This is a genomic window from Oceanococcus atlanticus, from assembly GCF_002088235.1.
In the GTDB taxonomy this organism is placed as follows: domain Bacteria; phylum Pseudomonadota; class Gammaproteobacteria; order Nevskiales; family Oceanococcaceae; genus Oceanococcus; species Oceanococcus atlanticus.
In genome coordinates, this window is the sequence record NZ_AQQV01000003.1 from 188,588 (window position 1) to 207,622 (window position 19,035).

General features: G+C 58.2%; 25 protein-coding genes. 19 read left to right on the forward strand and 6 right to left on the reverse strand.

The features are described 5' to 3' along the window. Window positions 1-14 precede the first annotated feature (14 nt). The 13 genes from ATO7_RS11780 (at window position 15) to ATO7_RS11840 (ending at window position 7,896) form a co-directional block, all read left to right on the forward strand. The gene (locus ATO7_RS11780) at window positions 15-845 is read left to right on the forward strand and encodes a hypothetical protein (RefSeq protein ID WP_146680320.1); all 831 of its coding nucleotides are present in this window, start codon (window positions 15-17) and stop codon (window positions 843-845) included. Continuing rightward, window positions 823-1,113, forward strand: coding sequence for a GNAT family N-acetyltransferase (locus ATO7_RS11785; RefSeq protein ID WP_206044910.1), 291 nt, complete (start codon window positions 823-825; stop codon window positions 1,111-1,113). Before ATO7_RS11780 ends, ATO7_RS11785 begins: the two co-directional genes overlap by 23 nt. Further along, a complete protein-coding gene (locus ATO7_RS11790; RefSeq protein WP_240499472.1) occupies window positions 1,110-1,580 on the forward strand; it encodes a GNAT family N-acetyltransferase in 471 nt (156 codons plus the stop codon). The genes ATO7_RS11785 and ATO7_RS11790 overlap by 4 nt, the downstream gene beginning before the upstream one ends. A 104-nt stretch (window positions 1,581-1,684) precedes the next feature. After that, entirely contained in the window at window positions 1,685-2,365 is a 681-nt protein-coding gene (locus ATO7_RS11795; protein ID WP_083561984.1) for a DUF4386 family protein, read from the forward strand. 354 nt (window positions 2,366-2,719) lie between these two features. Beyond that, window positions 2,720-3,586, forward strand: coding sequence for an oxygenase MpaB family protein (locus tag ATO7_RS11800; RefSeq protein ID WP_158523185.1), 867 nt, complete (start codon window positions 2,720-2,722; stop codon window positions 3,584-3,586). A 188-nt stretch (window positions 3,587-3,774) separates the two neighbouring features. Continuing rightward, window positions 3,775-4,281 (forward strand): GNAT family N-acetyltransferase, encoded by a 507-nt coding sequence (locus ATO7_RS11805; RefSeq protein ID WP_083561986.1) that lies wholly within the window; start codon window positions 3,775-3,777, stop codon window positions 4,279-4,281. A gap of 125 nt (window positions 4,282-4,406) precedes the next feature. Beyond that, window positions 4,407-4,862, forward strand: coding sequence for a DUF3465 domain-containing protein (locus tag ATO7_RS11810; RefSeq protein WP_083561987.1), 456 nt, complete (start codon window positions 4,407-4,409; stop codon window positions 4,860-4,862). Window positions 4,863-5,055: 193 nt separating this feature from the next. Next, window positions 5,056-5,574, forward strand: coding sequence for a hypothetical protein (locus tag ATO7_RS11815; RefSeq protein ID WP_206044912.1), 519 nt, complete (start codon window positions 5,056-5,058; stop codon window positions 5,572-5,574). Between the two features lie 55 nt (window positions 5,575-5,629). Next, window positions 5,630-5,959, forward strand: coding sequence for a DUF2834 domain-containing protein (locus ATO7_RS11820; RefSeq protein WP_083561989.1), 330 nt, complete (start codon window positions 5,630-5,632; stop codon window positions 5,957-5,959). Between the two features lie 2 nt (window positions 5,960-5,961). Then, window positions 5,962-6,474 carry a GNAT family N-acetyltransferase gene (locus ATO7_RS11825; protein ID WP_083561990.1) on the forward strand — a complete coding sequence of 171 codons (513 nt, stop codon included), beginning with the start codon at window positions 5,962-5,964 and terminating at the stop codon, window positions 6,472-6,474. Window positions 6,475-6,502: 28 nt separating this feature from the next. Next, window positions 6,503-6,907 (forward strand): GFA family protein, encoded by a 405-nt coding sequence (locus ATO7_RS11830; protein WP_083561991.1) that lies wholly within the window; start codon window positions 6,503-6,505, stop codon window positions 6,905-6,907. A 26-nt stretch (window positions 6,908-6,933) separates the two neighbouring features. Then, window positions 6,934-7,320, forward strand: a complete 387-nt coding sequence (locus ATO7_RS11835) for a DUF4345 domain-containing protein (protein ID WP_083561992.1) — start codon at window positions 6,934-6,936, stop codon at window positions 7,318-7,320. 15 nt (window positions 7,321-7,335) lie between these two features. Next, window positions 7,336-7,896 (forward strand): GNAT family N-acetyltransferase, encoded by a 561-nt coding sequence (locus ATO7_RS11840; RefSeq protein ID WP_083561993.1) that lies wholly within the window; start codon window positions 7,336-7,338, stop codon window positions 7,894-7,896. Window positions 7,897-7,918: 22 nt separating this feature from the next. Here ATO7_RS11840 and ATO7_RS11845 read toward each other — a convergent pair whose 3' ends face one another. After that, window positions 7,919-8,365 (reverse strand): helix-turn-helix domain-containing protein, encoded by a 447-nt coding sequence (locus ATO7_RS11845; RefSeq protein WP_407938468.1) that lies wholly within the window; start codon window positions 8,363-8,365, stop codon window positions 7,919-7,921. A 59-nt stretch (window positions 8,366-8,424) separates the two neighbouring features. On the opposite strand from ATO7_RS11845, the gene ATO7_RS11850 reads away from it, so the two are divergent. The 5 genes from ATO7_RS11850 to ATO7_RS11870 are packed head-to-tail and all read left to right on the forward strand — an operon-like array spanning window position 8,425 to window position 11,313. Beyond that, the gene (locus ATO7_RS11850) at window positions 8,425-9,243 is read left to right on the forward strand and encodes a class I SAM-dependent methyltransferase (RefSeq protein WP_158523186.1); all 819 of its coding nucleotides are present in this window, start codon (window positions 8,425-8,427) and stop codon (window positions 9,241-9,243) included. A gap of 15 nt (window positions 9,244-9,258) precedes the next feature. Then, entirely contained in the window at window positions 9,259-9,957 is a 699-nt protein-coding gene (locus tag ATO7_RS11855) for a class I SAM-dependent methyltransferase (RefSeq protein WP_083561996.1), read from the forward strand. A gap of 42 nt (window positions 9,958-9,999) precedes the next feature. Further along, window positions 10,000-10,560 carry a YdeI/OmpD-associated family protein gene (locus ATO7_RS11860; RefSeq protein ID WP_083561997.1) on the forward strand — a complete coding sequence of 187 codons (561 nt, stop codon included), beginning with the start codon at window positions 10,000-10,002 and terminating at the stop codon, window positions 10,558-10,560. A 12-nt stretch (window positions 10,561-10,572) separates the two neighbouring features. Next, window positions 10,573-10,923, forward strand: a complete 351-nt coding sequence (locus ATO7_RS11865; protein ID WP_206044913.1) for an antibiotic biosynthesis monooxygenase — start codon at window positions 10,573-10,575, stop codon at window positions 10,921-10,923. 18 nt (window positions 10,924-10,941) lie between these two features. Further along, window positions 10,942-11,313, forward strand: coding sequence for a YidH family protein (locus tag ATO7_RS11870; protein ID WP_083561999.1), 372 nt, complete (start codon window positions 10,942-10,944; stop codon window positions 11,311-11,313). Window positions 11,314-11,391: 78 nt separating this feature from the next. On the opposite strand, the gene ATO7_RS11875 is transcribed toward ATO7_RS11870, so the two are convergent. From ATO7_RS11875 to ATO7_RS11890, 4 genes are all read right to left on the reverse strand, one after another. Further along, complete coding sequence (locus ATO7_RS11875) at window positions 11,392-12,243, reverse strand: 3-hydroxybutyryl-CoA dehydrogenase (RefSeq protein WP_083562000.1); 852 nt, start codon at window positions 12,241-12,243, stop codon at window positions 11,392-11,394. A 2-nt stretch (window positions 12,244-12,245) separates the two neighbouring features. Further along, complete coding sequence (locus ATO7_RS11880; protein WP_083562001.1) at window positions 12,246-13,430, reverse strand: acetyl-CoA C-acyltransferase family protein; 1,185 nt, start codon at window positions 13,428-13,430, stop codon at window positions 12,246-12,248. Window positions 13,431-13,605: 175 nt separating this feature from the next. Further along, the gene (locus ATO7_RS11885) at window positions 13,606-14,901 is read right to left on the reverse strand and encodes a DsbA family protein (protein WP_083562002.1); all 1,296 of its coding nucleotides are present in this window, start codon (window positions 14,899-14,901) and stop codon (window positions 13,606-13,608) included. Between the two features lie 100 nt (window positions 14,902-15,001). Next, window positions 15,002-17,350, reverse strand: coding sequence for a PKD domain-containing protein (locus ATO7_RS11890; protein WP_158523187.1), 2,349 nt, complete (start codon window positions 17,348-17,350; stop codon window positions 15,002-15,004). Between the two features lie 158 nt (window positions 17,351-17,508). On the opposite strand from ATO7_RS11890, the gene rsgA reads away from it, so the two are divergent. After that, window positions 17,509-18,558, forward strand: coding sequence for a ribosome small subunit-dependent GTPase A (rsgA, locus tag ATO7_RS11895; protein ID WP_158523188.1), 1,050 nt, complete (start codon window positions 17,509-17,511; stop codon window positions 18,556-18,558). Here rsgA and ATO7_RS11900 read toward each other — a convergent pair. Next, window positions 18,555-19,034, reverse strand: coding sequence for an SRPBCC domain-containing protein (locus tag ATO7_RS11900; RefSeq protein ID WP_083562005.1), 480 nt, complete (start codon window positions 19,032-19,034; stop codon window positions 18,555-18,557). The two genes, rsgA and ATO7_RS11900, sit on opposite strands and share 4 nt — an antisense overlap. Between the last annotated feature and the right edge of the window lies 1 nt (window position 19,035).

Consider the following 19,035-nt stretch of genomic DNA (forward strand, 5'->3'; position numbering starts at 1 on the left):
CCTGGGGAGATAAAGTGACAACGTTTGAAATCGTAAACTTTTCCGTCTCGATTGCTCTAGGCTTGTTGTCTATTGGGCTTGCGGGATTTGCTGTCTGGCTCAGCTTGAGATTCGATGACCGCTCCTCAAAAGCGTTGGAATCGATACGGCAGATCAGCAGCAAAATTCAAACTTCATCAGAAGTGTCCCTAGAGCATCAAAAGGAATTTTCGTCAAAGATGCTCGATTCCCTGCTGGATAAAAACCAATATGGTTCAGTGGAGGGGGGAGATTCACCTGTCCAATCAGCGGAAAAACTGGAGAAACTGATAAATGCCCGGCTAGAGGTTGCCGAAACAACAATTGGCGACAGCATTGCTGCGCAAGTGCGATCTCTGCAATCTGAAAATGGGGCCAACTCGAAAGAGATTGCCGAGGCCATCTCATCAATCAGGGAGCAAGTATCGCGTCTAGGTGATGCAGCACGTGAAGCCTCTTCCGAGGCAATTCTGCCCATTGCCATTGGTAGTAGGTTAAAAGAATTCTTGGATTTCCCAGCCCATTTTTTGCTGCTGCAGGCAATCGTCGAGACCGGGGCAAGCTCCACTGAGGAACTGGATAAGCTTCAGGAAAAATACCATCTGCCAACTGGCTTTGAAGACGGTGTTGAGAACTTACTAAAAGAAGGGCTGTTGGTAGGTAGCCTAGAACACTTTCGTCTGCCGTCAGGTGCTCAGCAGAGCTTGATCGAGTGGGTCCAAAGGAATGAGCCTAAGCTGAGAATGCTGCAATCCCGCTACAAGGACAAGACATCAATAGTAGTAGATGAAGGCGAGTTGGAAATTGCAAGAAATCTTTCCTTCTAGCGTGCCGCGCTCTAACAAGTCGCTGCAGGTGACGTTTGCCCCGCCACGCACTTTTGCTTCCGCAAAAGCACGCGTCGCCGCAAACGGTTTGGGGCGACGTTTAATGCGGGCGGCAGAATCTGCTTTGGAGGCGCGTGGATGTCCAAAACTCAATATTCAAGTCCGCAGCACCAATGAAGCCGTTTTGGCGTTCTACAATAAATTGGGCTACACAGTTGATCCGGTGGTGAGCCTCGGAAAACGCCTCATACAGGACACACAGCAGTGACATTGAGCTTGGATATTCGCCGGGGTGATCTTGGCAATCGGGCGGTTCGGCAATTGCTCCAGGAACACCTCAATAGTATGGCTGAACACTCCCCTCCAGAAAGTATTCATGCCTTGCCTATCGAGCAATTATCGGCAATAGATGTTTCGTTCTGGTGTGGTTGGGATGGTCAACAGCTAGCTGGGTGTGGGGCTCTAAAAGAACTCAGTCCAACCGCTGGCGAGATCAAAACCATGCGAACTGCAAGTTCGTACCTACGTCGTGGTGTGGCTGCTCAAATTCTTGGCCATGTGATGGCTGAAGCAACGAAACGTGGTTACACGTCGCTCAGTCTGGAAACAGGGTCTGCTGATGCTTTCCTGCCAGCACAACGGCTTTATCAAAAATATGGTTTTGGCTACTGTGAGCCATTCGGGGACTATGAGGCTGATCCGTTCAGCGTATTTATGACCAAGACTTTGGCTTAGTCGTATTGGCGCCTGACACCACATCGCGGGCGACGCTCCACCCGTTTCCCACTTCTGCCGCTGCCAATGCGGCCTTCCCCCGAAACACCTGATGTTGAGGAACCATGAAGCTTGAAATGCGAATCGGCGGCGTGTCCGCATTGGTGCAGGCGCTCTGTTACCTAATTGGCTTCGGCTTGTTGGCGACGTTGATGAACCCAGGCAGCACCGAGGGATGGACGCAGGTGCAGAAATTGGAATTCATTCTTGAGCGTCAATCGCTGTTCGTATTCTGGAACGTTGTCATTTATGTGGTGTTCGGTGCGGCGTTGGTGGTTCTTGCCGTTGTGCTGCACCGTTTGCTTGAACCATTGAGTTCACTGCTTGTGTCAATCGCGACACCATTCGGGCTGATCTGGGCAGGCCTGGTTGTTGCGAGCGGAATGCTTGCGAACGTAGGACTTGCCTGGGTTGCACAGGCCTATAAAACAGGTGCAGAAGCAGCGGCGCAGACTTGGACGATGATCGGTATTGTCCAAGATGGAATCGGCGGCGGCGTCGAAGTGGTTGGCGGGCTTTGGGTTCTCGGCATCAGTGCTGCGGCGCTCCGGTCACGGTCAGTGCTGCCGAACTCGATTAACCTGCTTGGCCTTGTTGTCGGGGTTTGTGGGGCCGTCACAATCGTTCCGGCGCTAAGTGGAATGGGAGCGGTTTTTGGACTGTTGCAAATCGTTTGGTTTGTCGGCGTGGGGATCGTGCTGCTCCGTGCAAAAGACGCTCACCAATACGCCGTGGCTAGGGTTTGATCCGCCTCTATCGTCGTTGTCTTAAAAGCGAGAAGCTCAGACGCTCGCTTTTGAGTGCGTGCAGCGGACGTATGAATCGTATTGATTCAGCGATGCACAGCGTCGCTCAGGGTGGGCTGGCGAAATGTTGCTCGGCGCCATCGCTGTGGCCGAAAACCACGTGTGCATCTTCAAATGCGAACTGCTGGTGTCGCCTTGTGGCCATCCGGTTCTGATTTTTAGGCGTCTAGCTTCGCTGTGCCTTGTGCCTGGATACCTGAGCACGCTTGGTCACGGGTTGCACAAAATGCGATTTGAATGCGATTAAAAAGTCGCATTAGTGTTTGGCATATCATTTCTAATCGGAAATTTGTCATGTCTAAACAACGCTGGAGCTGGGCGCGCAGTGAAATCTCCACCCTTGATCCCAGGTCTGATGCGCAGCGGATGGCTCATTTAAGTTTTGAGGTTAGATTCGGTACGCCGATTTTCCTGCACGCTTTGTTCAATGTCGCCTTTGCCTACAACATGGGCATCCCGGACACGGCAAGAATCCTTTACCGGGAGGGGCGTGGAACGATCATGCGACGGACACGAAAGCGCAATTTCGATTCAATGATATTTTTCGGTGAGCTGTATCGGCATGGTGACAGTCCCGAAGGCGTTGCCATTTGCGAACGCCTCAACCGAATCCATGCCAATTTCCCCATACATAACGATCTATCGCTGTATACATTGGCGACGCTCGCATGTTTGCCGTACAGGATTGGTCAGCGATTTGCTGGGCTTGGTGGACCTTCTTATGCCGAGTATGAGGCGCAGTTCAATTTCTGGTGCCGAATAGGCCAGCTACTGAATATTCAAGATATACCTGAGACGCTTCCAGCCTTCATGACGTGGATGCAGTGCTATGAGAAGAAACATTTCGCTCATACCCTTGCCGCCGACGCCGTTGTTGAAGCCATGGCTGATGAGTGGGCGGACTATTGGTTTCCCGCATCCTTGCAGCACACCGCGAAAGGTGTTTTTCTTCACCTTATCGACCCTGAAGTCCGTGAAAGGATGCAATTAAAGCACCCCACGGCTGGGCAGCGTTTTATTGGTGATACGGCCATCAAGGCGTTTTTCTTGGCCAAGCGAATGCTTCCAGATCCAGAGGAAAGAAGCATGGTGGAATTCTTTGCGCAGAACTATGCTGTAGGAAGCGGATTAGAAAGCGTTGGTGTTGATGTCGAGCGCTGAGGGTTTTCGGCCAGCGGCGTTAAGGTGCCAGGCCTGCAAAAGAAGAAGGTTTTTATGACGCCACATCTGTGCCTGCCCCCCTTTGGGACAGAGATCTTGAGCCCACGGTTGCGTTTTACGGAAGTGGCCTGGGCTTGTTTGAGCGCAAGCAAACCACACTTTTGGGCCGTGCCAAGCGCTAAAACACGATGCTCAAACTCGTGCCTGCCGATTATCAGTATGCCGCCGATCTGTTTGAGGCAGTGCATGAGTCACGCGCTGATCTGGAGCCTTGGTTGGCTTGGGCCAAATCGACATACTCGATGGATGACGTCAATCATTGGCTTGGTCACATTGCGCCTCAAGGCTACGAGTTCTTTGTGCTGGATGCTGCCGGCCGATATGTCGGAAGTGTTGGGTTGAATGCCTTGAGGCCTGCGAACAGGATCGCAAATCTTGGCTACTGGATACGCTCCTCAGCGAAAGGTCGGGGCTTGGCTACGGCTGCCGTAACCGCCTTGGTAGCCTGGGCTCGGAGCAATACGGATTTCAATCGTCTGGAAGTGGTTGTCGCTGTTGGCAACACGGCCAGTCGACGGGTTGCTGAGAAAGCTGGGGCGCACTATGAAGGCGTGGCCAAAGCCAGACTGCTGCTGAAAGGCCAGTATCACGACGCGGCAATGTATTCATTTACCAGCGGCGCAGACGTTGCTTAACAAGTTTTTGCAGGTGAAATATAGTTGCTGCAAAAAAGACGCAGCCCCAATTGTCATGTGATCTATGCCCTTGAGGTTAGGCGGCAGCAAACCGTGACCATCCAGTTACTGTGGAGACACCGAACGTGAGAAAACTCGTAGTAGCGGCGATTGTGCTCGCCGGCGCCTATCTTGGTTATGCCGAACTCGGTGGCTCCGGGCTTTCACAAGAGCGACCATTTTCGGGGGCATCCAACCCCGCATTCACGGCGACCGCTTCGGCCCCTCTTGCATTTGATCATCGCCATGCCGGGCGGCAGGTACAAGGACATGGCTTGGTGCATAAAATTTTACCTGACGACAACAAGGGCAGCCGTCATCAGCGTTTCATTCTGCGCTTGCAATCAGGCCAAACGGTGCTTGTCGCCCATAACATTGACCTTGCGCCCAGGATTGGGTCGCTTAAACGTGGTGACAGGGTGGAATTTAATGGTGTCTACGAAACCAACGATCTGGGTGGCGTGGTGCATTGGACCCACCATGATCCCGCAGGCCGCCATGAGAACGGCTGGCTGAAGCACAACGGAAGAGTCTTCCAGTAGTCGCTGTCTGATTTCGGTGGACGTTTTCCAAGGCTCGGCGTGCACCTGCAGTTGAGTCATCAGGCAAGTTGAATCAAGAGGAGCAAAGCGAGCTATGCAGAAATTTATTGTCGTTGCTTTGGTCTTGAGTTGTTCCGCCGCATGCTGGGCCGGCGCTGGTGTGATTGCGGGTCCTATACCGGAAGGATGGTTTGTGTATCGCGATCCTGCGGGCACCCGCTATCAGGCATTTTTGGATAGATCTACAGCCTTCGAAGGTGAGGCCTGCGCGGTTCTTGATTCGCTGGGCGCACCAGATGTCCAATTTGCCACACTGATGCAGGCCATAGACGCATCGTCGTATCAGGGCAGGCGGGTTCGATTGCTTGCGCATGTTCAATCCAAGCAGGCAAACAATGCGTGGTTGTGGCTGCGTGCCGATCGGGCCGACGGCACCGTGGTGGCCTTCGATAATATGAGCGACCGCAGGATCGAAGGCACCCTGGGCTGGCAGGCATACGTCATTGTGCTGGACATTCCCACTGAGGCGGTGACCTTGGCCTATGGTGTCGGTCTGCGAGGTGGCGGGAAGATTTGGCTTGATGATGTGTTTTTGGAAGAGGTCGGTCCGAGTGTTCCTGTCACCGCTGCAGCGGGCTTGGGGCCCCACAAGGCACCTGTTCCTGAGGCGCTTGTCTTGCCGGCGCCAGCGAATCTGGGTTTGGAGCATTGAAGGAATGGCCCAGACCCGCCACGCTGTCTGATCAGTGTTAATCGAGCGTGTTGAGATGAGTGAAACCGTTTATCGCAGTTTGTTATGGCTTCTGGCTTTGGGTTTTGCTGCGGCTTTTGTGTATCTGTGCATTCCGCCACTGATGCAGAACCCGGATGTGTGGGCGGCGTTGATGGCGGGTTTCGTCAATCCCTACGCGGCCGGTTATGCCACAGACACCATCATGTGCTGGTGCGTGCTTGCGGTGTGGGTTGTGTACGAGCGCGGCCTCGGCGTGAACTATGGCTGGGTTGCTCTGTTGCTGGGTTTGGTGCCCGGCGTGGCCACCGGGTTTGCGGTGTACCTGCTGATCAGATCGAAACAAGCTGATCTTGCGAAGGGATAGCGTTGGCGCTGCGCTACCAACGTCTGAACCCGCATAACGCTGAGGACGTTCAGGCCTACCAAGCCATGCTGGAGCAAGCACCTGAGTATCACCGCGTGGTTTCGGGCCAGCCGGCAGCGCGGGATGCCGCCGCGAGAGACATGCTGCTCCTGCCGCAGGGAAAACAGCTGGTCGATAAGTTCTCACTGCTGATACGTGAGAACGAAGTGGCTGTGGGCTGTCCTGATCTGGTGCGCGCATACCCCTCGAAAACCAGCGCTTTCATCGGTCTGCTGCTGTTCGCAGAGGCGCATCAAGGGCGCGGTTTGGGGGGTGAGGCGCTTGGGTATGTGCAATGCCTTGCTCAGTCCTGGGGCTGCACCCAGTTGGGCATTGCTGTGATACCAAGCAACCGAAAGGCGATGCGGTTCTGGCAGCGTGCAGGCTTCAAAGAAACGCGGCGCGGCAACAACCCGCATTTTGTTGCTGATGCGGTGGTGATGCAGGCTAAATTGCCGTTAAGCTCAGCCCTGTAGTGCTGGGTTTGAGCCAAGGGGACAACATATGAAGCAAACCGGTGGATGTCATTGCGGCGCGATTCGTTACGAGATTGAGGGCGAGTCGCTCACCCATGCGTTGTGTCATTGCTCCGACTGTCGTCGGCATGCGGGCGCGCCGATGGTGGGGTGGACGATGTATCCGCAAAACGCGCTGCGTATCACTCAAGGGGTGCCCAAGGTCTATGCCTCGTCTGAACATGGTCGGCGGCAGTTTTGTGCGGAATGCGGCACAGGCTTGTTTTACGCCAACGCCGAAACCCTGCCGGGGCTGATCGATATTCAGAGCGGGACCTACGATGATCCGGAGGCGGTACCTGCGCGGATTCAGATTCAGGTGGCTGAGCGGGTGTCGTGGATGGCATCTGCACATGAACTACCAGCCTTCGATCGTTACCCGCCCGTGGGCTAGCGGTGCATGATCAACCGGAGAGTTGTATGACGTTTTCCCGCTTGCTGGTGCAGCTCACTGCCCTGGTGTTTGTCGCATACGGTCTGGCCTTTGCTATTGCGCCAGCGTTTATGGCTGAGTTCAGTACAGCTGCGGTGCCGCAGTCGGCCTCCGCGTTGATCGACATGCGTGCCACCTATGGCGGCATGTCGGTGGCCGTCGGCTTGATTCTGTTCTTGCTCGCTTCGCATGCCAATACCATTCGTGTGGGATTGCAGGCCGTATTGCTGCTGATGCTGGGCATGGCGGTTGGGCGGATGCTGGGTATGGCGCTTGACGGTGCGGCTAACACGCTGATGTTTGTATATCTTGCGCTGGAACTGGTGGCGGTTGCGCTTGCGGGCGTCCTGCTGAGTCGCGAAGGTGCCGGCTAAACGCAAAACAACGTCATGGTCGCGTTGATCGAGCCACTGAGCGCGCGTGTTCGTTTGCGCCAGTGGCGCGAGAGTGATCTTCCTGATTTTGCTGCGCTTAATGCGGATGCCCAGGTCATGGCGCATTTTCCGCAGCTTCTCAGCCGTGTGCAAAGTGATGCCCTGGCTCAGCGTAATCGAGACTTTATTGCTGAGCATGGTTGGGGCTTTTGGGCCGCAGAGCACAGGGCCAGTGGTCGTTTCATGGGTTTTGTCGGTTTGAACCGTCCTGGCGTAGCGCTGCCGTTTTCGCCCTGTGTAGAGATTGGTTGGCGCTTGAGTGCCGATTTCTGGGGCCAAGGTCTAGCCACTGAAGCGGCAAGGGCGGCGCTGGCTGTTGGTTTCGAGCAGTTGCATCTGCCTGAAATTGTTTCGTTTACAGCACTGAGCAATCGACGCTCCAGCGCGGTGATGCAACGCCTGGGCATGCGGGCTGATACAGCTGGCTTTGAGCACCCGGCTGTGCCGCCGGGCCACGCTTTGCGCCCGCACTGTCTGTATCGCTTGCAGCGCGACCGGTGGGCAAGCACACGCTGAAGTTCAGCGGGCTGTTGCCAAATCAGGCGGGTTTGGCGCGCTTGCCTTTGGCACTGGCCAGATTCAGCAAGCGCTGGAATTTGGGACAGGCCAGATGATCTTGTGCGGGGCAGGCTGCCGCGTGCACAAGACCGTCACGCATGGCCGTTAACCTTCGAATTTGACGGTCGAGTTCGTCGGCTTTGTTGCGCAATTGCTGGCGATCGATCTGGGGCTGTCCCTTGGGGGTAAACATTTGGCGGATTTCGTCGAGCGAAAAGCCCGCTGCACGCCCCAATGAAATGAGCGCCAGTTGATCGAGAATTTGCGGGCCGAAGACGCGGCGCAGTCCGTGACGACCGAGCGAGCGGATCAAACCCTTATCTTCGTAGTAGCGCAGGGTGGAGGCGGGCAGGCCAGATTGTCGGGCTACCTGGGAAATGTCCATGAAGGCTTGACTTAAAGTTAACTTTAAGTTGTAGCCTAGCACGCACTGTTGGATTGCGAGGCATAAACACAATCATGGACGTCAGAATGCGGGGTGAACCTGTGAATTTGAACGCGGACGAAGCCTGGTCCGGAAACGCTGGGGATATGTGGTCAAAAGCACAGCCCATCGTTGATGTGCTGTTCCAGCCGATTGATCAGGATCTGGTTGATTGGGTTCGCCCGCATGCGCCGCGCCGCATACTTGATGTGGGCTGTGGGGCCGGCAGCACGCTGCGCACCTTGACCCAGGCGCTCGGCGTAGCCGCTGCGGGCATCGACGTTTCGGCGGCCCAGCTGGAAGTCGCGCGGCAGCAGGCGAACGCTGAGCGACTGGACCTGAACTGGCTGCATGGCGATGCGCAGCACCATGAGTTCGAACGCGGTGAGTTCGACCTGCTGGTGTCGCGCTTTGGTCTGATGTTCTTCGAGCAACCGGTGGCTGCCTTCGAGAATCTGCGTCATGCCACCCGAACAGGCGGCCTACTGGCGGCCGTAGCCTGGCGCGGTATGGCCCACAATCCGTTCATGACGGCAGCCGAAGCGGCGGCGGCAGCACATTTGCCTGGCTTGCCGGCCCGTGCGGATCATGAGCCTGGACAATTCGCGTTTGCGGACGAGCAGCGCGTTCGCACCTTGCTGCAACAGGCCGGTTGGCAACGTGTGCACATTGTCCCGGTCGAATATGACTGCGTGATGCCGGAATCCGATCTGGTGCGCTATTTCAGTTTGCTGGGCCCGGTTGCCCGTGCGCTGACCCGAGTTGATGCGCCAACGCGCGAGAAAGTCACGGCTCATGTGCGCGACGCTTTCCAGCCGTTTGTGCACGGTAATCAGGTGCGCTTCAGCGCGGCCTGTTGGAAGATCCAGGCGCAGGCGTAGCAAGGAGGACTTCTTATGCAGGCTGACGAACTCACCGCGCTGTTTGACCAACAGGCCAAAGACTACGATGCCCGATGGTCGCGCACCGCGCCCATTCGCACCTGTCTGCACCTGCTGCTGGAGTCGTTCTTCAGCACCTTGCCGTCACATGCGCAGTTGCTCTGCGTGGGCGCAGGCACGGGCGCAGAGGTGGCGTACCTGGCCGAGCGTATGCCGCATTGGCGCTTCACCGTGGTCGAACCCTCGGGCGCCATGCTGGAGAAATGCCGCTTGCGGGCTGAAGCCGAGGGCTTTGCGAGCCGCTGCCAGTTGCATCACGGGTATCTCGACCAGTTGCCACAGGGCGTCGCGTTTGATGCCGCAACCTGTTTCCTCGTGTCGCAGTTCATGCTGGATCAGGATCAGCGCAGGCGGTTTTTCGAGTCGATAGGGCGGCGTCTGAAACCCGGCGGGTTGCTGGCCAGTTCAGATCTGTCGGCCGATACCCAAAGCCCGGACTATGCCACTTTGTTGGCGGCTTGGATGAGCATGATGGGGCGCGCCCAACTGTCCGAGATTGATATCGCAAACTTGCGTGAGGCGTATGCCAAAGATGTGGCGATCGTCGCGCCAGGCGAGCTTGAAGTGCTGATCAAAAATGCCGGTTTTTCATCCGTTGTGGGGTTTTTCCAGGCCGGATTAATGCGTGCATGGTGCTCACGCTGGCAGAGCTGATAGTGTTGTGGTCGTCTGTTCTCAGGCCAACAAAGCTTGTCCATGGCAAAAAGCGATTCACAAACTCAGTTTGACGCGCCGGTGGTGTGGGCTCACCTGCCGTCGGGCGGTGAGCCGTGGGCTTTTTCGGTTTTGCCGCGTGAGGCCAGTGCGGTGTTGCCACGGCGTGGGCGCACCAGCGTCCATGGGCATATCAATGGCGTGGCCTTTAGCGCAAGGCTGGAACCCGATGGACAGCGTAGTCACTGGCTCAGGATTGATCAGAACCTTATTGAGACTGCAGCGCTGAGCCCGGGCCCAGCGTGCATGGCACATTTCAGTATTCAGCCGCTGGACCCGGAGCCTGAGCCGCAGGTGCCTGAGGATTTGCACGCCGCCTTGCAGGCAGCGCCTGAGGCTCTGCGGGGATGGCAGGACACGAGCACACTGGCCCGGGTGGATTGGATTCACTGGGTGGAATCCGCCAAGCAGACCAAAACGCGTGACAAGCGCATTCGTGGTGCCTGCGATATGTTGAGCGAAGGTAAACGGCGGGTGTGCTGCTTTGACCCCTCCGGCGTATACAGCAAGGCGCTGAGCGCACCCAAACCTGCCGATGCTTGAGGAGTACATTGCGTGGATGACGTAACGACAAAATTCTGTGTGGTTTACCAATTCATGGTGCGCGCGGGTTGCGAGGCCGCGTTCGAGCAGGCGTGGCAGGATCTGACATTGGCTATTCGTGAGCAGTGCGGCGGTTTGGGCTCGCGGCTGCATAAAACGGATGATGGGTGGTGGCTGGCCTATGCCCAGTGGCCAGACCGCCAGACCTGGGAGCAGGCGCAGGCGCGAACAACCCCGGTTCATCCTGACGCGGCTCAGCGTATGGCGGACGCGATCGAAGGGCGTCGCCCGCCGATTTTGCTGCAGCCACAAATCGACCTGTTGACGCCGGCCCGGGCAAGCGCCCCGGCCGACGAACATTGAGCTGGGTGAACCAAGCCCATGTCTCAACTTGAAGATCCCCGTGTGCTGTTCGCCGCTGAGCGCACACTGCTGGCCTGGAACCGCACCAGTCTGGCGCTGATCGCTTTTGGCTTTTTGGTTGAACGGGCCGGGCTGCTGATGCAGGCGCTCAAGCCGGACAGTGTAGATACCGGTTCGATGCTGGCCAGTTTCTACATCGGACTCGCGTTCATTGCGCTGGGCGGGTTCGCGGCACTGTACTCATGCCGCCAGTACGCCAGCGTGTTGAAAACGCTGCAGGCCGCGGAAATTCCGCAAGCTTACAGCCCGCGCTGGGGCATTGTGGTGAATGTGCTGATAGCGTTGCTGGGCGGCGCTCTGATTGCTGCTTTGTTTGTTGCGCGTGTTTAGACCGGCGGCGCGCAAAGCTGGGCTTGAGACACAAAAAACCCGGCGCAAGGCCGGGTTTTTCAAACGCAGATAAAGCGCTCAGTACTGGTAGAAGCCGCGTCCGGTCTTGCGCCCGTAGTGGCCTGCGGCAACCAGTTCACGCAGCAGTGGTGCAGGGCGGTATTTGGGGTCGCCAAACTCCTGCACGAACACCTCCATGATGGCCAGCAAGGTATCCAGGCCGACCAGATCAGCCAGAGCCAGCGGGCCGATCGGCTGATTGCAGCCCAGCTTCATCCCGGCATCGATGTCTTCAGCCGTGGCAATCCCATCCTGCAGGGCGAAAATCGCCTCGTTGATCATCGGGCAGAGGATGCGGTTGACCGCAAAGCCCGGTGCGTTCTTGACCGAAATCGGCGATTTGCCGATGGCGCTGGCGAAGGCCTTTACGGTGTCGTGGGTGTCCTGGCTGGTCTGCAGGCCGCTGATCACCTCCACCAGGGCCATGACCGGCACCGGGTTGAAGAAATGCATGCCGACAAAGCGATCCGGGCGACTGGTCGCCGCACCCAGCTCGGTGATCGACAGCGACGAAGTGTTGGTCGCGATGATCGCCGCTTGCGGCAGGATGTCATCCAGCTGCTTGAGAATCTTGACCTTGATGTCGCGGTTTTCCGTGGCCGCCTCGATCACCAGATCAACACCTTTAAGCTCGGCGTAGTCCGTGGTGGTGGTGATGCGTGCCAGGGCCGCGTTGCGCGCGTCGGCCGACAGCTTGTCCTTGGCAACCAGCTTGTCCAGGCTCTTACTCAGGGTGGCCAGACCACGTTCCAGCGCGGCCTCGGCGATGTCGACCATGACCACATTGAGACCGGCCACGGCAGAGACCTGGGCAATGCCATTGCCCATCAGGCCGGCACCGACCACACCAATGTTGCGAATCTGCGCCATGATCAGACCTTCTCGAATACGGCAGCAATGCCCTGGCCGCCACCGATGCACATGGTGACCAGCGCGTAACGACCGCCAATGCGCTCCAGTTCGTACAGCGCCTTGGTGGTGATGATGGCGCCCGTGGCACCCACCGGGTGACCCAGCGAGATCCCGGAGCCGTTGGGGTTGACCTTGTCCGGATCAAAACCGAGTTCGTTGGCCACGGCGCAGGCCTGGGCGGCAAACGCTTCGTTGGATTCGATCACATCCATGTCGGCAACGCTCAGGCCCAGTTTGTCGAGCACCTTGCGTGAAGCCGGCACCGGGCCAATGCCCATGTAGGCCGGGTCGACACCCGCGTGGGCGTAGCCGAGCATTTTGGCCAGCGGCTTCTTGCCCAGTTTTTCAGCAGCGCTGGCGGTGGCCAGCACAATCGCGGCGGCACCGTCATTGATCCCCGATGCGTTGCCTGCGGTTACCAGGCCGTCTTTCTTGAACACCGGACGCATACCGGCCAGCGTGTCAGCGGTGGTGTCACCGCGCACATGCTCGTCGGTGTCGAACACCGTCACGCCCTTGCGGGTCTTGATTTCGACCGGAACGATCTGTGATTTGAAGCGGCCTTCTTCGATGGCGCGGGCGGCGCGGCGCTGGCTTTCAGCGGCCAGGGCATCCTGCTGCTCACGGCTGATGCCGTATTTCTCAGCCACGTTCTCGGCCGTGATGCCCATGTGCACGTTCTGGAACGGGTCATGCAGCGCGCCGGTCATGAAGTCGAGGATCTGGCCGTCGCCCATGCGTGCGCCCCAGCGACCGCTGGGCAACATGTACGCGCCCTGGCTCATGGCTTCTGCGCCGGCGCCAATGGCGACTTCGGCGTCACCCAGCATCAGCGATTGCGCGGCCGAAACAATGGCCTGCAGGCCGGAACCACACAGACGGTTGACGTTGAATGCAGGGCATTCCTGCGGCAGACCTGCCTGAATGGCGGCAACACGCGAGAGATAGGCATCACGCGGCACCGTGGGGATGACCGTACCCATGGCGAGGTGGCCAAACTGATCGGTGGCCACACCGGAGCGTTCGATCGCGGCTTTGACAGCAGTGGTCGCCAGATCAGCCAGCGGGACTGATTTCAGGGAACCGCCAAAAGTGCCAATAGCTGTGCGCGCAGCGCTCAGGACAACGACTTCATTGTTCGACATGCGAGGATCTCTCTGTTGTAAGAGCCGATACGGCTTATGCTTGGAGGCGTGACCAGCCGTGTGGCCGTGCCCGGGTCCAAGTCATGCAATGACCGTGGTGCGGAAAGACCTTCCGCTGACTCTGGGATGGATGTCTGATGCCGGTAGAGGCGAAGCCCCAACCGATCGGTCAATTTTAACCGGTTTGCGCCACTTGCGCAGCGTCAGGCTTGCTGAGCAGTTGTTTGAGCATGGGCAGACGGTCATTGCCCCAGCACACGAAGGTGCCAAGGCGAAAGGTCGGCACACCCCAGGCACCGGCCTCAAACAAGGCTTTGCGGTTGTTCTCGGCGTGCTCAAGATGGGCGGTGTCGAGCAGGTTGGCCTGTGCTTGATGCCAATCGATGCCGCTGCGTTCGCAAACCAGACGCAGACCATCGTCTGTGGCCACATCCACCGCTTCGCTCCAGATGGCGTGTGCCGCCTGGTAGCAGAACTCGATTTGCTGCGCGGTATCACGGGCCAGCGGGAAAACCTGCAGGCAGCGCTGCGCGCCAGCGCCGATCGGGTCGGCAATATGACCGAAGGCAATACCCAGACGCTGCGCTTCACGGTACACGTCGCGGACGATGTAAAAGCCTTTGGCCCGGGGGATTTTCATGCCGCGCATGGCCATGGGCAGCACCGGGCGGATACGCACCGGGTTGGGCCAGTTCTGATAGTCCTCACGCAGCTGGGCCATGCTCAGATACGAGTAGGGACTGCGGAAGCTGAAGAACACCTCGATGGCCTCATCCGTGCGCGATGCCGGCAGGGCGTAGTGTTCAGGTTTGACTTGCAGCAGCGGCGCGGGATCGGTGTACGCGTCCTGTTTGCGCAGCGCAGTCTCCAGATAGGTCATGCGGTCCAAAGCCCAGAACCAGTCACCGCGGTACTGCCACATGCCCGGCAGGTAGTGTCCGTGGTGAGCGCGGTGTTGGTGGTTTTGTGCCAGCACGTCGGCGCTGTCCGGGGTGAGGTTGCCTTCAATGGTCTGGCCTGCGAAAAGGGCCGTGGCCAGCACGGCTTCGCGTTCGAGCCAGAGGTTCAGATCCGTCTCTACGGCGGCCAGCAGTCGGCCGGCCCGCTCGCGTTGATCGGCATCGGCAAGCTGCGCCTGCAGCGGCCAACTCAGGCCGCACGCTGGCGCGATGCGAGCAGCATCGAGCATGGCCATGCGCCGCTGGCTGGCTTCTTCGGGGTAGGTCTCGGCGGCCGGCGGCGGCACCATGCGAATACGCAAGGGCGCCTTGATGCGCTGATGATTGGCCCGCAGCCACTGCGCACACAGATGTGAATGGGCATCCCCGGCCTCGTAATACAGCACCAGCTCGGGCTTGCCGCCGCTTAGGCGGGTCAGCCCAAAACGCTCTGCGCGCAGACGGTTGAGCGGGCCGCGGCTGGCGGCGACACGGTCGGTGACCAGGGTTTTTATCCGTGTGCTGAGGGACATGGCGCTGAGGTTGCGGGATCAGAGTGGACTATGACGACCTCATCGTGGACCCGCAAGTGTGATCGGCAGGTGCCAGACCTGCGCATGCAGGATCACCCGCTCATAAGCATTCAGCGTACCCCGCGATGGCATGGCCCACGGTGAGTTCAACGCCCAGTGGAGCAACCAGTTTGAGTCCGTTGACGGTGATCTGGTCATCGTCGATATGCTGGTGGTTAAGTATCAGCTTCAAGTTCGGCGCAATCTTCAAACGTGTATTGCTGTCGGGTTCTAGCAAATCGCGGACCAGCTGTTTGCCATTGACGCGTAGTGAAGCGATCGACATGTAGCCGCGATGGGGCGTGTCCTTGGCACTATTTGTCTGTGCGATCACCTTGAGGCCGACCAACTCAAGCTTGAGCAATGGGCTGAGCTGCGCTGACAGATAGGGTATGTACACGCTTGCCTTGCTGCCGCTTGGGTCTACATCCACCTCAGTGGCAATGGCCTGCGCGCTAACGCCGGGTATGGCCACGCCAATGAACTCGCCATGGCTGCTGGCTGGACCGCCACAACTGTCACGTCGTTGGGCTCGCGCCACTGGCTTGAGCAATGGTTTGAGTTGCAGGCCGTAAGCTTTGCCGTAGTGCATAAGCGAGGTTTGTTCGACACGCAGCATTTTGCACAGTTGGTCTGTTGCGGCATCGTCATCCTCTACGCGAAGGCAGACGAGGTAGTCACCGGCTTGACCGTATTGATGCACAGGATGTTGTGCCTGGCTGATGGCACCGTTACCAAAATCCCAATGCCAGGAGGTGATCTGGCCATCCGCATCGTCGCTCAAGTCAGTAAACGATGTCGGGCTTGTCGTATTGGCGGGGGATGAATGGGTAAATTCAGCATGTGGCCCCTGATTGCGCACCGTTATGATTTGGCAATGGGTGTCCTGGCGCTCAATGTGGTCGAAAACCGTCAGGCATACCGAGTAGTTGCCATCATCGTCAAAGCTGAACGATGGATTTTGCAATTCACTGTGGCCGTGCCCATCAAAATCCCAACGCCAGCTTTGTAGCCCTTCATCAGCATGGCTGGTGTCGATGAATTGAATCGATTCGCCGGTGAGAGGCGCACTGGGCAGATAATCAAACTGAGCGGTAATGCCGCAATTTGTCCCGGCATCAAAGGTATAAGCTGCGCCGGCTTTGTCGTGTTGATCGCTGGGCGTTGTTGTTGCGCCAATGATGCTGTGAGTGCCGTTTAACGCTACTGATGCACCCAGATTGCTGCCGGGTTCGCCTTGCCAGATGCAGTAATCTTGCCACTGGCTTTGGGCGCCGCGCTTGATCCGTGTGACATTGCCCTGTGCGCCGGGTGAGGTGCCACCTCCGACAAGCAGCAAATTGTTGTCCAGGGCCAGCGCGTGGCCAAATTGTATGCCTGCGCCAGGAATGTCCGTGCCGGCGTGAATTTCGCGCTCCAGCGTCCAAAGCTGGTTGTCACGTTTGTAAATGGCGACAAATCCATTGCCACCGATGACGGCCAAGTTGCCGTCGAGCTTGACTGCACGACCTGATCCGCTGGTGCTGCCACAACCGCCAGCGCTGGGCGGGCGTAGCCGCTGTTCCAGCGCCCAGCCAGTGTCCGTTCGAGCATAGATGTAGCTATGTTGGCAGTGCGCAGAGGGTTCGTTGTCGGGATACATTCCGCCGTACGCGCCGACCAGCAGACGTGCCTGATTGATATCCACAGAGAAAGGCTGAGTGGCGTAATAGCTGAAGCCGATCGGATCGCCTTGGGCCTGAAAACTTGCCACCTGTTGCCAGTCGCCATTGTCTTGTCGCTCAAAGATGTAAGACGTGCCGTGCGTGCGGCGTTGGCCTGTTGCCACGTTATAAATGCGTTCGCGGCCGCCGATGGCAATCATGTCGCCATCAACGCTGACGGCCAAGCCGGACTGTAAGTCTTCCTGCAGATAATCACCAAAATGTGGGCCTTGCCCCATTAGCCGAGCTTTCATCTGCCACAGCCCGTTTACATCTCGTTCGTAAACCCAGGCTGCGCCGGGGGCATCCGGATCGTCTTTAGGCGTGCCGTTTGCTGCGTAGTCACCGACGACCAGAATGTCGCCGGACAGATCAATCGAATAGCCAAAGCTTCCACTGTGGCGGCTATTGGGCTGCTCGGCCAGCGGCGAGTGCAACGTTTGGGTCAGATTCCAGTTGCCCAGCTCGTCTTTCAGGTAAACCTCCACCGCGTCCGAGAACGGTGTGCTGCTCTGGTCTCGCAGGCGGCTTACGGCAGCTGTGTTGGAGTCAATAGCAACCGCCCACCCGAAGTGATTCAAGTCCATCGGCGTGGCCGCTTGAAGCCGTTGGTCGTAGGGCAGTAGTTGTGCGATCGCGGGGCCGCTCAAGCCCAAGGACACAAGCACGATACAACGAAAAATTTGGGTCAAAACGGCTGGCTGCATGGCCGGTCTCCTACGCCACGAAAAGCAGACACCATTACAGCGAAGCCGGGACAACGGCAGCGTCACCACAACTGGTGACGAAGATTTCGTGGTGTGAACAGGATCACAGCTTTTTGGCGTTAAAATGCAGCGCATGAATCGTTCGCATCTCCGTTGACTTGAACCCCGAGCAACTTTCGCGCCTGGGTTTTGCCGAGCATTGGCAGGCCGTCTGGCAGGCTCGGCCGGATGCGGTGCCGGCGCGTCTGGCGCGTGTTGATCGTTCTCGCGCGGTGGCCTGGTCGGTCGATCAGGTGTTCGAGATCGACCTTGCGCTGTATCCGGGCAAGTACGATCTGACGGTGGGCGATTGGTTGTTGCTTGAGGTCACTGATGGTGTGGCACTGCCGCTGGAGCGTTTGCCGCGGCATGGCTGCATCCAGCGGCGGGCGGCCGGCGAGCGCGCCGATCAGCAGCTGATCGCGGCCAATCTGGACACCCTGTTCATCGTCAGTTCCTGCAATACCGATTTCAGCCTGGAACGTTTGGAGCGCTACCTTGCGCTGGCCCTTGATGCGCAGGTCGAGCCGGTCATCGTGCTGACCAAAATGGATCAGTGTGATGCCGTGCAGGATTATGTGGGGCCGGCCTCGGCGTTAAGTCCCGGTTTGCGGGTAGAGGCGGTGAATGCCAAGGACCCGGCCTCGGTCGAGGTGCTCAACGCCTGGTGCGGGGCAGGCCAGACGGTGGCGCTGGTTGGCTCCTCAGGGGTTGGCAAGTCAACCTTGATCAATGCCTTGTGTGACGACGAACAAGACACCCAGCAGGCCCGAGATGGTGATGACAAAGGCCGCCACACCACCACCGCGCGGTCTCTGCACTGGTTGCGTGCCGGTGGGCTGATTGTCGATACACCGGGCATGCGTGAGTTGCAGCTGCCTGGCTGTGAAGATGGCCTGGATGCACTGTTTGAGGATGTTGTCGGCCATCTTGGGCAATGCCGCTTCAACGACTGTGCGCATCAGGGCGAACCCGGTTGCGCCATTGCCGCCGCCATAGACAGTGGCGCGCTCAGCCAGCGGCGCTGGCAAAGCTACGAGAAATTGCAGCGCGAGCAGGCCCAGAATGCCCGCAGCATCGCCGAGCGCAATGCCCACGACAAAACGCTAACCCGTAGCTACAAGCGTTATCAACGCGAAGCGCGTGGGGTCAAAGGCCGTCGCAGCTAGGCCGTTTGCCCGGCCAGGGCTTCGCAGCGCGCCTTGAGTGCCGCAGCGTGGCGCTCGAAACCGTCCTGAACCTGTTTGATCGGCGTGGCCCAGGACAGCCAGCCTGTCAGGGTTTCTTCGGTGTGATAGTGGGTCTGGCCGACGCCACGTTGTTCGATGAGCTGCGGGCGCTGCCCACGCACCAGATTCCACTCATGCAGAAAGCCCGTGAACATGTACTGCAGGGCGGCGCGCTTGATGCCCGCATGCTCGGCCGGCGGCTCCAGCCGAGTGATGCGTTCAATTTCCTGCCGCTGCCAGCCGTTGGAGAAGTGGATGTGCAGGGTCAGATCGCTGCCCAGCCGTAGCGGCGTATCGGCGCATTCGATGTGCTCGACAAAGGGATTCCACTGGCGGTAGTTGTCGATGTCGGTCATGACCTGCCAGACCAGATCGATCGGCGCGTGGATGAGAATGTCGGCTTGAGCGCTAGGCATG

What these genes read in the sequence shown, in the direction of transcription:
- ATO7_RS11820 (WP_083561989.1), top strand. Translation starts at nt 5,630, where the DNA reads ATGAGTGAAACCGTTTATCGCAGTTTGTTATGGCTTCTGGCTTTGGGT.
- ATO7_RS11795 (WP_083561984.1), top strand. Translation starts at nt 1,685, where the DNA reads ATGAAGCTTGAAATGCGAATCGGCGGCGTGTCCGCATTGGTGCAGGCG.
- ATO7_RS11900 (WP_083562005.1), bottom strand. Translation starts at nt 19,034, where the DNA reads ATGCCTAGCGCTCAAGCCGACATTCTCATCCACGCGCCGATCGATCTG.
- ATO7_RS11860 (WP_083561997.1), top strand. Translation starts at nt 10,000, where the DNA reads ATGGCAAAAAGCGATTCACAAACTCAGTTTGACGCGCCGGTGGTGTGG.
- ATO7_RS11890 (WP_158523187.1), bottom strand. Translation starts at nt 17,350, where the DNA reads ATGCAGCCAGCCGTTTTGACCCAAATTTTTCGTTGTATCGTGCTTGTG.
- ATO7_RS11870 (WP_083561999.1), top strand. Translation starts at nt 10,942, where the DNA reads ATGTCTCAACTTGAAGATCCCCGTGTGCTGTTCGCCGCTGAGCGCACA.
- ATO7_RS11875 (WP_083562000.1), bottom strand. Translation starts at nt 12,243, where the DNA reads ATGGCGCAGATTCGCAACATTGGTGTGGTCGGTGCCGGCCTGATGGGC.
- ATO7_RS11840 (WP_083561993.1), top strand. Translation starts at nt 7,336, where the DNA reads ATGGTCGCGTTGATCGAGCCACTGAGCGCGCGTGTTCGTTTGCGCCAG.
- ATO7_RS11880 (WP_083562001.1), bottom strand. Translation starts at nt 13,430, where the DNA reads ATGTCGAACAATGAAGTCGTTGTCCTGAGCGCTGCGCGCACAGCTATT.
- ATO7_RS11800 (WP_158523185.1), top strand. Translation starts at nt 2,720, where the DNA reads ATGTCTAAACAACGCTGGAGCTGGGCGCGCAGTGAAATCTCCACCCTT.
- ATO7_RS11885 (WP_083562002.1), bottom strand. Translation starts at nt 14,901, where the DNA reads ATGTCCCTCAGCACACGGATAAAAACCCTGGTCACCGACCGTGTCGCC.
- ATO7_RS11830 (WP_083561991.1), top strand. Translation starts at nt 6,503, where the DNA reads ATGAAGCAAACCGGTGGATGTCATTGCGGCGCGATTCGTTACGAGATT.
- ATO7_RS11835 (WP_083561992.1), top strand. Translation starts at nt 6,934, where the DNA reads ATGACGTTTTCCCGCTTGCTGGTGCAGCTCACTGCCCTGGTGTTTGTC.
- ATO7_RS11855 (WP_083561996.1), top strand. Translation starts at nt 9,259, where the DNA reads ATGCAGGCTGACGAACTCACCGCGCTGTTTGACCAACAGGCCAAAGAC.
- ATO7_RS11805 (WP_083561986.1), top strand. Translation starts at nt 3,775, where the DNA reads ATGCTCAAACTCGTGCCTGCCGATTATCAGTATGCCGCCGATCTGTTT.